We start from the raw sequence: 11,988 nt of genomic DNA on the forward strand, positions 1-11,988 counted from the left end.
ATATCAATGCCGGTGCGGTAAAAGGAAAAGACGGAACACTGTTACTGGAATCGCCTTTCTTTTCGTTTTTGACCAGTGGGGACCAAGGCACACAGGTAAAAGGGAAAGTATCGGAAGATACAGCTTGGACCAAAGCGAATTCGCCTTATATTCTGGCGGGACAAGTAGAAGTCACCGATGGTGCCAAATTGACGCTGGAGCCGGGCGTGGAAGTGCGTGGCCAAGACAACAAAATCGTAGTTGCAAATGGGTCTTTTATAAGTAAAGGCAGTGCTCGTAACCGAGTATCTATTCAAAAGGCACGAATTGAAACAGGAACATATTCAAAGGGATCACTCGACATTCAGTATACCGATTTCACTGGGGGACTTCTTTCGAAGGAAGGGAGTGGAAATCTAATACTGAAAGATTCCGTTCTTGACAGTCGAACAACGCTTTACTTGTCAGATGCGACCAGTGTCATTGAAAGAAATACTTTTAAATTGAACGAACTCTATATGACACTTGGCTCGACATATGATCACATCATCAGAAACAATATGTTTTATAGAGGCTTCAATGCACAGTCTACTCAAAAAATCATACATTATGGTTCCGAATGGGGCTCTGGCCAAACCTTATTTGAGTATAATAGCTTTGTAGGTGGAGAAGGTTCGAAAGAACCTATGATTCAGGTTTCCAATTCAAGCAAAGGCCTCACAGCTAAAAATAATTACTGGAATACGATAATCGAAGAAAAAATAGATGACAAGATAAACGATGGAAAAGACCAAGGAAATGAAGCTGCAATATTGTCTTATACGCCATTTCTGACAGCACCCCACCCAAGTACACCGAAGCTGGATGCTTTAACAATCACTGATATAACACCCGAACCTGACGGGTACGGAGTCTCGGTGAATTCAGAGGTTGTAGTCTCCTTCGATCGGGCCTTGAATCCTTTGCAGCTGGGAGAGTGGGGAGTCAGCTTTTTCACTGAAAATGATGGAATGTATTTAGCTACCGAACTCAGGGTGGAAGGTGAGAAATTGATTCTCACGATTCCCGGAGGGATGAAGCCGAACACGAAATATACGGTTTATATCAATGCCGGTGCGGTAAAAGGAAAAGACGGAACACTGTTACTGGAATCGCCTTTCTTTTCGTTTTTGACCAGTCCTTCTTTAGGACCAGCAACACCAAGCGTAAATGAGATAACAGATAATACAATTGAGGTCACAGGGACTGCGGAACCAAGAGCACTTGTAACCGTTAAAGTAGGTTATATTACAATTGGTACTGCAACTGCAGATGAAAAAGGAAATTACACAGTAAAAATACTGAAACAAAAAGCAGGGACAAAACTAGGTGTATCAGCGACCGATAAAGTTGGTTTTACTAGTCTTCCGAGAGAAATGATTGTAAGCGATGCTACTCCCCCTCCTTCACCGAAAGTGAACAAAGTGACGGATAAATCTACGATTATTAGTGGGACTGCTGAAGTAAACTCGGCCATTACTGTTAGAGTCGATAGCAAAATAATAGGCGAAGGAACAACTGACGAGAGCGGGAAGTTTTCGATTGCTGTAGCCAAACAAGAAGCAGGACTCAAGCTTTCTGTAACTGCATCTGATGCGGCAGGGAACATGAGTGAAACAAACGAAATTACGGTGAGTGATGCTACGGCTCCCAAAAAACCGGTAGTGGATAACGTAACAGATAAAACAATCTCCATTACAGGAACAGCGGAAGCAGGTTCTGTGATATTAATCAAAGCTGACACTATCGAGATTGGCCAAGCTACAGTAACAGAAGAAGGGCATTATGCTGTTGCGATTAAAAAGCAAAAGGCTGGCACTGTATTAACAGTAACGGCAACCGATAAAGCAGGAAACATCAGCCAAACAACTCAAGTAACTGTAGCTGATGCAACCGCTCCTTCTTTACCTGTGGTAGAGGAAGTAAACGATAAATCAACTTCTGTAAAAGGAACTGCAGAAGCAAATTCAGTTGTTATAGTGAAAGCTGCAGGCACTGAAATTGGCAAGGCTACAGCTAACGGTGATGGGATTTTTGCTGTAACGATTGCGAAACAAAAAGCTGGAACAAAACTAAGTATAACGGCAACAGACGCAGCTAAAAATACGAGTTCAGCAAAATCGGTAACAGTATTAGATGCGACTGCACCAACCACACCGACTGTTGATCAAGTTACAGACAAGTCAACGGCAGTAACAGGTACTGGTGAAGTGAATGCACTAATTTCCATTAAAGCTGGCACCAAAGAGCTGGGGACAGCGAAGGTTGCAGCAGATGGGAAATATAAAGCAATTATTTCAGTACAGAAAGCCGGAACAAAGATTCAAGTAACGGCAACTGATGCTGCTGGAAATACAAGTGCTGCAAAAGAAGTGACTGTTGTAGATAAAACTTCGCCATCAGTTCCGACTGTTAGCGAAGTTACGGACAAAACGGTAACTGTTACTGGGACAGCTGAAATAGGTTCTGTCATTTCAGTTAAAGCGGAAGGCAAGGAATTAGGAACTGGAAAAGTAGCCGAAGATGGCAACTATAAAGTAACGATTGCCAAACAAAAAGCGGGTATTAAAATTCAAGTGACATCTGTGGATGGTGCCGGAAATGTCAGTGCTATCAAAGAAGTAATAGTGCTTGATAAAACAGCGCCTGGCACTCCGACTGTCAAAGAAGTGACGGATAAGTCGACAACTATTGTTGGGACGGCTGAAAGCCTATCTCAGATTGTGGTTAAATCTGGAAGTAAAGAAATCGGAACGGCAACAGTTGATGCTAAAGGCAATTACTCGATTGCGATACTGAAGCAGAAAGCTGGTACGAAGCTGATATTACATGTAAAAGATTCAGCCGGTAACGTCAGTGAAGAAAAAGAAATAACCGTCTTGGACGCGACAGCGCCGGGAGCTCCCACAGTCGATAAAGTAACAGACAAATCGACATCTGTATATGGATCTGCAGAAGCAGGATCAACAGTAATTGTAAATGCCAATGGAATACAGCTTGGTAAGAAAGCTGTAGATACGGATGGGAAATTTACCGCGAACATTGTAAAACAAAAAGCTGGAACCAAATTGAATGTGACTGCGGTAGATGCAGCTGGAAATGTCAGTGAAGCAAAAGAAGTAACAGTCTTAGATGTAACTGCACCGGCATTGCCAGCAGTACAAAAAGTAACAGACAAAACAACAACCATTAAAGGAACAGCAGAAGCAAATTCAAGTATTCTAATCAAAAGTGAAGATAAGCAAATTGGTAAAGTGACCGTCAGTGAAACTGGCAAATTCGAATTGCCAATTGAAAAACAAAAAGCCGGAACTGTTCTTAAGTTCACTGCAACAGATGCCGCTGGCAATGTCAGCGAAGTAAAAGAAATTGTAGTTCAAGATGCAACTGCCCCTTCGGTACCTGTAGTCGAAAAAGTAACAGACAAATCGACTGTTGTTAAAGGAACAGCTGAAATCGGTTCGGAGATTTCAATTAAAGTCGGAACAGATGAAATAGGTTCGACAATTGTTGGCAAAGAAGGAAAATACGAAGTTGTTATTCCAAAACAAAAGGCTGGGACACTACTTAAAGTTACAGCCACTGATAAAGCAAATAATGTCAGCGGCATAAAAGAAGTAACCGTGCTAGACGAGACAGCTCCTTTATTATCAACAGTAGAAAAAGTAACAGACAAATCTACGGCTGTTAAAGGAACTGCAGAAGTTGGGGCTACTATTCTGGTGAATATTGCAGGTGCTGAAATTGGCAAAGCTACAGCGAACAGTGATGGGAACTTCACAGTAACCATTGCAAAACAAAAAGCTGGAACCAAATTGAATGTGACTGCGACAGATGCAGCTGGAAATGTGAGTTCAGTGAAAGAAATGGCGGTTTTGGATGCGACAGCACCAACCGCACCGACAGTTGATCCAGTTACTGATAAGTCAAAAGCTGTTACGGGTACTGGAGAAGCAAGTGCTTCCATTTCCGTTAAAGTCGGCAGCAAAGAATTGGGAACAGCGAAAGTAGCTGCGGATGGCAAGTATAAAGTGGTTATTCCAGCGCAGAAAGCCGGAACAGAAATTCAAGTGACGGCGACAGATGCTGCCGGAAATACTAGTGCTGCGAAAGAAGTAATCGTATCAGATAAAACAGCGCCGGTAATCCCAACAGTCAATGCAGTAACAGACAAGTCGACTGCTATTACGGGGACGGCCGAAGCTAATTCAGCAATTACAGTAATAGCTGGAGATAAGCTAGTCAGTGAAGGAAAAGCCGACGAATCTGGCAGCTTTTCACTTGCTATGGAAAAACAGCAAGCAGGTGTTAAGCTTTCTATTACTTCCACTGATGCAGCAGGTAATGTAAGTGGAGCAAAAGAAATCACTGTAAGTGATGTGACAGCTCCAGGGAAACCAGTTATAGATAAAGTAACTGATAAAACTGTGTCCATTACAGGGAAGTCAGAAGCGGGTGCCGTCCTATCGATTAAAGCTGGCACTACCGAGATTGGCAACGCAACAGCAAATGAAGAAGGACATTATACCGTTACAGTTAAAAAGCAACAGGCCGGAACTGTGTTAAAAGCAACAGCAACCGATAAAGCAGGAAACATCAGTCAGGCAACGCAAACAACAGTACTGGATGCAACAGCTCCTGCTTTGCCGACAGTAACAAAAATTACTGATAAATCGACAGCTTTAGAAGGAACTGCAGAAGCAGGTTCAGTCATTGTAGTGAGAGCTGCAGGAGTAGAAATTAGCAAGGCGACAACAGACAGCAGTGGTAAATTTGCTGTAGCGATCGCTAAGCAAAAAGCTGGAACAAAACTGAGCGTAACCGCTGTGGATAAAGCTGGAAATGTCAGTTCAGCGAAAGAAGTAACTGTTTTGGATGTGACAGCTCCTACTGCACCAAAAGTCGATAAAGTTACAGATAAATCAACTGTGGTGACAGGTTCTGCAGAAGCAAATGCATCCATTTCCATTATGAATGGCAGCAAAGAGCTGGGGACAGCAAAGGTTGATGCAGATGGCAAGTATAAAGCAATCATTGCTGTACAAAGAGCAGGAACGAAAATTCAAGTGACAGCAACGGATGTAGCTGGAAATGTGAGTGCTGTGAAAGAAGTGACTGTAGCGGACGAAACCGCACCATCAGCTCCGACTGTTAACGTAGTCACGGATCAATCGACAGTTATTACAGGGACGGCAGAAGCGGCTGCTCAGATTTTAGTGAAAGCCGGAAAAAATGAATTGGCAACGGCTACAGCTGATGCTGAAGGCAACTTCTCTGCTTCGATTTCAAAACAGAAAGCCGGAACAAAACTGACACTGACTGCAAAAGATGCAGCGGGCAATGTTAGTCAAGGAAAAGAAATAATTGTTATGGATACAACAGCTCCAACAGTTCCAACGGTTGATAAAGTAACAGACAAGTCGATAGCAGTTACAGGCATAGGTGAATTGGGTGCAACCATTTCTATTAAGTCTGGCAGCACTGAGCTAGGTAAAACTATGGTCGCTTCAGACGGCAAGTATAAAGCAACTATCGCAGTGCAAAAAGCTGGAACAAAAATTCAAGTGACAGCAACGGATGCTGCTGGAAATGCAAGTGCTTCAAAAGAAGTGATTGTATCAGATGCAACAGCACCGGAAATGCCAATAGTAGACGAAGTGACGGACAAGTCAACAGTAGTCAAAGGGTCTGCAGAAGCAGGTTCAATTATTCAGGTAACGGTTGCTGGATCCGAAATTGGCAAGTCGACTGCAAACAGTAAAGGGAACTTTGCGGTAACAATTGTGAAGCAAAAAGCTGACACAAAGCTGAGCGTAACGGCAAAAGATGCAGCAGGGAACATCAGTGCCGCAAGAGAAGCCATAGTTTTAGATGCAACAGCACCCGTAATCCCATCTGTAAATGGAATGAATGATAAATCGACAGCTGTTACAGGAACAGCTGAAGCTAATTCACTCATATCGGTAAAAGCAGGAGACAGCGAATTAGGCTCAACAAAAACGGATAAGGCGGGCAACTTCTCTGTTTCGATTCCGAAGCAAAAAGCTGGTACAAAATTGGTGGTATCTGCAAAAGATGATGCAGGCAACATCAGTGAAGGAAAAGAAATAATCGTCATAGATGCAACAGCACCTGAATTACCGGTTATAGAAAACGTAACCGATCAATCGACAATCGTTAAAGGGTCTGCAGAAGCAAATGCAACTATACTTATTAAAGCTGGCAGGAAAGAGCTTGGGAAAGTAGTAGCAAGCGACATGGGCAAGTTCGAGTTGTCGGTTGAAAAACAAAAAGCTGGAACGGTTCTTACAATTACGGCAACAGATGCTGCTGGGAATACTAGTGATGCGACTGAAGTGACGGTAACGGATGCAACGCCACCAGTAGTTCCAACCGTCAACGAAGTGACAGACAAATCGACAGCAGTGAGTGGAATAGCGGAAGCAGGTTCTCGTGTTTCTGTGAAAGTAAAAGGAAAAGAATTGGGAACGGCTAAAGCAGACACAGACGGTAAATACAACATATCAATAGATGTACAAAAAGCCGGAACAAAAATTCAAGTAACTTCAACTGATGTCGCAGGAAACATTAGTCCTGTTAAGGAAGTTATAGTTTTGGATGTCACAGCACCAACTGCACCAACAGTAAACAACGTGACAGAGCAATCGACAACTGTCACTGGAACAGCGGAAGCGGCTTCCAAAATTGCAATTAGAGTAGGAAATAACGAAATCGGCACAGCAACAGTAAGTGCGGCTGGAACGTATTCAGTAGCAGTTCCGAAACAGTCTGTCGGAACTGTCCTCTCTATTATGGCGACAGACAAAGCCGGCAATGTCAGTTCTGTAAAAGAGGTTGTAGTTGTGGATGGAACGTCTCCGGAAATTTCATTGACGAACAAAGTGACGCACCATTCCACACGCATCATCGGATCAACAGAAGCTGACGCAATAATCACAGTCAAAGCCGGATCGAAATCGATTGGTACGGCAACGGCCAATGCCAAAGGCCAATACGAAGTGATCATCACGAAACAAAAAGCAGGGACGAAATTATCGATTACGGCAACAGACGCGGCCGGCAACAGCAGCAAAGCCATTACAGTCACTGTTGTCGATGGCAATTACCCCGACCTGAAACTGACGCACTGGGCGTTGGATGAAATCATGTACCTAGCTGATGACCAGATCATTGGTGGGTATCCAAACGGCGGTTTCCAACCTGAGAAAAACACGACACGTGCGGAAGCTGCGAAGATGTTGGCTCTAGCATTGGACTTGCCGATTATTGAAACTTCTTCAGGCTATAAAGATGTTTCAAGTAAGCACTGGGCAAAAGATTACATCGCCGCGGTTTCCAAAGCAGGCCTGTTTAACGGAAACCCGGATGGCACGTTTGCGCCGAACGATGTCTTGAAACGTGCGGAGATGGCGAAAGTCATCAGCATTGCTTATGGTTTGAATGCGAGCAACAAGAATCATTTCAACGATGTGAAAGCAGGCCATTGGGCGAAGGGCTATATTTCGGGCTTATATGAAAACGGCATTACGACCGGTTTCCCGGATAAGTCGTTCCGACCTGGCGCTTCCACGACAAGAGCGGAGTACTCGGTGTTCTTGGCGAGAGCTTTGAATAAGGAATTTCGTTAATAAATTTCAAAAGTAATAGTAGAAAACCCATTCCAACGTCGGAATGGGTTTTCTTATGAATTTATAAAGAAAAGTAAGGTATTATAATTCGTCTCTAATGGACAAGATACTTTATACGGTTTTGAAGTTTAAGATATTAAGATGACAGAAGGATTTATTCAAATATTAATATTTGTTGAACCTTTTTGATTATTATCTGTCCTTAATTATAGGTATAAAGTATAATAACTGAGGGAATATAAAACATTTTTTGAAATGAGAGTAGTTTTAAAAGGGAGATAGAAAAATGAACAAGAGTATGAAGGTTTCATCCGCATTATTAAGTGTGGTTTTACTGTCCAATACATTGGGGGCTAATGTATATGCAGAAGGAGAAGACAAGCCGCTTGTCACACAAGAGGTGGAAACCGATCAGGTCATCGTCACGTTTAAAGAAGATGGGCAAAGTAAAAAGACTGATTTAGATGTGGTGAGTGTTGATACAATCGAAACCGAAGAGGTTGCTACCTTAAAAGTTCCTGAGGGAGAAACGGTTGAAGCTTTTATTGATGAATTAGAAGCAAGAACAGACGTTGAAAGCGTAGAGGCTGATCACTTGGTTCAGCTGACCTATACACCAAATGATCCTTACTTTAGTTATTCTCAATATCATCACAAAAATATCGAGACTGAAAGAGCTTGGGACAAAACCATGGGGTCTTCGGATGTTGTTGTAGCGGTATTGGATTCAGGATTTGATATCAATCATTCGGATCTTGCCAATCAGATTGTCTCCCCATTAGCCACTTCAGATACGGGATTTAGTGTCGATGATCACGGAACGCATGTTGCTGGCATCATTGGCAGTTCGATTGACAATTACGCATTTGGTGCAGGAGTTGCGCCGGAAACGAGCATTATGCCGATTGATGTTTTTGAGGATGATATGGCTTATACTTCGGACATAATCGAAGGGATTTATCAAGCGGTATGGGCAGGTGCTGATATTATCAATATGAGTATGGGCAGTTATAGTTACAATTCGCAATACAATAATGCGATTCAGTATGCTTATCAAAGTGGATTGGTAATAGTGGCTTCTGCAGGCAATGATTCTAGCTCTCAAACACGTTACCCAGCTTCATATGACAACGTCATCTCGGTGGGATCAACGGATTCTTCAGATTCCCAGTCCTACTTCTCAAACTATGGAAATGACGTCGATATTGTAGCACCAGGCAGTTCAATTTATTCGACCCTTCCTTATAATTCGGGCGGTTGGATGAGCGGGACCTCCATGGCAGCGCCAGTTGTTGCCGGTGTCGCAGCATTGCTGTTGGCAAGTGAGCCCAATTTGACGAACGATCAAGTAGTGGACCGGTTATTATCCACTACAAAAGATTTAGGGGAGTATGGTAAAGATTATATTTATGGAAATGGTCTTGTAAATGCTAAGCAGGCACTGAAAATTATGGATATACCTTCACCAATGGTGCCAAAAATATATGATTATTCAACCAGTGTAATAGGGTATCTTTCTTTTGATCTTGAAAATGGAAAAGTTTTCATTCGAGATCAGTCAGGAAATATTATTGCTTCAGAAGAAAATTATATCGGCTATACATACTTTATTATTCCGATTTCTCAGCAAACCGCTGGAACGAAATTGTATGTATCTATTGTTGATTCATATGGAAATGAAAGTGAAGCGAAAGAGATCACCGTGTTAGATGGAACGGTTCCAGGAAAACCAACAGTTCATGAAGTAACAGATCAATCATCTGTCATTAAAGGGGCTGGAGAACCAGGTGCATTCGTATCAGTTTATATGAATGGCTATACTGCGTATTCGGGTTCGATAGATCGAAACGGGAATTTTGAAATTCCAATCTCGCCGCTAAAAGCTGGCGTTGAACTGTCAGTGAATGTACAGGATGCAGCAGGGAACACCAGTGAATTCACTAATGTTACTGTACAAGATGCAACAGCCCCTGCAAAACCGGAAGTCCATGAAGTAACAGAAGACAGCCTCAAGGTAACCGGAACAGCAGAAGCTGGATCAACTATATCAGTGAAAGCAAAAGATGTTTTATTGGGCGAATCCCAAGCGGATGGTAATGGCAATTATTCCATTGCGATTGCCAAACAAAAAGCCGGAACGCTGTTAGCGATTACTGCCACTGACCAAGCAGGCAATGTCAGTGAAGCGACAGACATTAAAGTGAAAGACAACGCAGCGCCGGCTATGCCGACAGTATCGGAAGTAACCGACAAATCAACGGTTGTTAAAGGAACTGCGGAAGCAGGGTCTAGTATTGTTGTGAAAGCTGCAGCTGCCGAAATTGGCAAGGCAACAGCGAATAGTGATGGAAGCTTCGCAGTGACAATCGCGAAACAAAAAGCAGGAACCAAATTAAGCGTCACTGCTGCAGATGCATCTGGCAATATCAGTGCAGCGAAACAAGTGACTGTCGTGGACGCGACAGCACCAGCAGCTCCGACAGTGGATCCGGTGACGGATAAGTCAACAGCTGTTACAGGGACAGGAGAAGTAAATGCCTCTATCTCCGTTAAAGCCGGTGACAATGAGCTCGGATCAGCGAAAGTGGCCGCAGATGGCAAGTTTAAAGTAGCTATTTCGGCGCAGAAGGCTGGCACGAAAATTCAAGTGACAGCAACAGATGCTGCTGGAAACAAGAGTACGGTAAAAGAAGTATCCGTAACAGACGGGACTCCACCAGCAACGCCGACGGTCAATGAAGTAACGGATAAGTCGACCACTGTTACCGGGATGGCGGAAGCGGAAGCTACTGTATCGGTAAAAGCAGACGGGAAGCAAATCGGTTCAGCAATTTCAGGCGCTGAAGGCAAATTCTCTGTAGCCATTCCAAAACAAAAGGGCGATACGATTTTAACGATCACAGCGACAGATGAATATGGCAATAGCAGCGAAGCTGTAAGTAAAACCGTTAAAGATACAACAGCTCCAGCGACTCCAGCGGTAGATAAAGTAACAGAAAACTCTACAGCAGTCACTGGAACAGGAGAAGTAAATGCGTTAATCACGGTGAAAAACGGCAGCAAGGAATTAGGGACGGCAAAAGCAGATAGCAAAGGCATATATAAAATAGCCATTGCCAAACAGAAAGTCGGCACTACTCTTTCAGTCACAGCGACAGATAAAGCCGGAAATGTCAGTTCTGTAAAAGAGATTGTGGTGGTGGATGGAACTCCTCCGGAAATTTCATTGACGAACAAAGTGACGCACCATTCCACGCGCGTCATCGGTACGGCGGAAGCCGACGCGAAAATCACGGTCAAAGCTGGAACGAAATCGATCGGTACGGCAACGGCCAATGCAAAAGGCAAGTATGAAGTAACTATCGCGAAACAAAAAGTCGGGACTAGATTGTCTGTCGTAGCAACGGATGCCGCGGGCAACAGCAGTAACGCCATTGCGGTCACGGTCGTGGACGGCAACTACCCCGATTTGAAACTGACGCACTGGGCGTTGGATGAAATCATGTACTTAGCCGACGATCAAATCATCGGCGGGTACCCGAACGGCGGCTTCCAGCCCGAGAAGAACACAACACGCGCAGAAGCTGCGAAGATGTTGGCATTGGCGTTAGACTTGCCAATTGTTGAAACTTCTTCAGGATATAAAGACGTTTCAAGCAAGCACTGGGCGAAAGATTATATCGCCGCGGTTTCCAAAGCAGGACTATTCAACGGAAACCCGGATGGCACGTTTGCACCAAATGCTGTGCTAAAACGTGCGGAGATGGCAAAAGTCATCAGCATCGCGTATGGTTTGAATGCGAGCAACAAGAACCATTTCAAGGACGTGAAAGCTGGGCATTGGGCGAAAGGGTATATTTCTGGGCTGTATGAAAACGGCATTACGACCGGATTCCCGGATAAGACCTTCCGTCCGGGCGCTTCTACGACAAGAGCCGAGTATTCGGTTTTCCTGGCGAGAGCTTTGAATGAGGATTTCAGATAAAGAAGATAAGAAAAACCACTTTGGATTTTGAAATCCAAAGTGGTTTTTTGCGAGAAAATTAATTTCATAAAATGTTAATTTATTCATATAATTTTAGCAAATTAATATATAATATGTATGGTATATATTTCAATAAGAATAGGACAGGTGGTTTTGGTAATGGTAAAAAGACCTATGATGAGGAAAATAGCTTTATTTACGTTATTTGTATTAATGTTTCAATTAGTATCTGGAATTAGTGCTGTATTTGCAGAAGGGGATTCTGCCGCTCCGGTAGTCCATAGCCTCGAAGTAAGCCCGGACAAAGTGTCTGTCGGTGAGGAAATAATAGTGAAA

2 protein-coding genes are annotated in these 11,988 nt (G+C 43.4%); both read left to right on the forward strand.

The window, feature by feature from the left end; all coding sequences use genetic code 11:
- Positions 1-7,667, forward strand: a 7,667-nt coding sequence (locus H9630_RS01005; protein WP_191713632.1) for an Ig-like domain-containing protein, incomplete at its 5' end; no start/stop codon positions are given.
- Between the two features lie 286 nt (positions 7,668-7,953).
- Positions 7,954-11,652: an Ig-like domain-containing protein gene (locus tag H9630_RS01010; protein ID WP_191713633.1), complete on the forward strand. Its 3,699-nt coding sequence runs from the start codon at positions 7,954-7,956 to the stop codon at positions 11,650-11,652.
- The last annotated feature ends 336 nt before the right edge of the window (positions 11,653-11,988 follow it).

Source organism: Planococcus wigleyi (assembly GCF_014836985.1).
GTDB lineage: Bacteria > Bacillota > Bacilli > Bacillales_A > Planococcaceae > Planococcus > Planococcus notacanthi.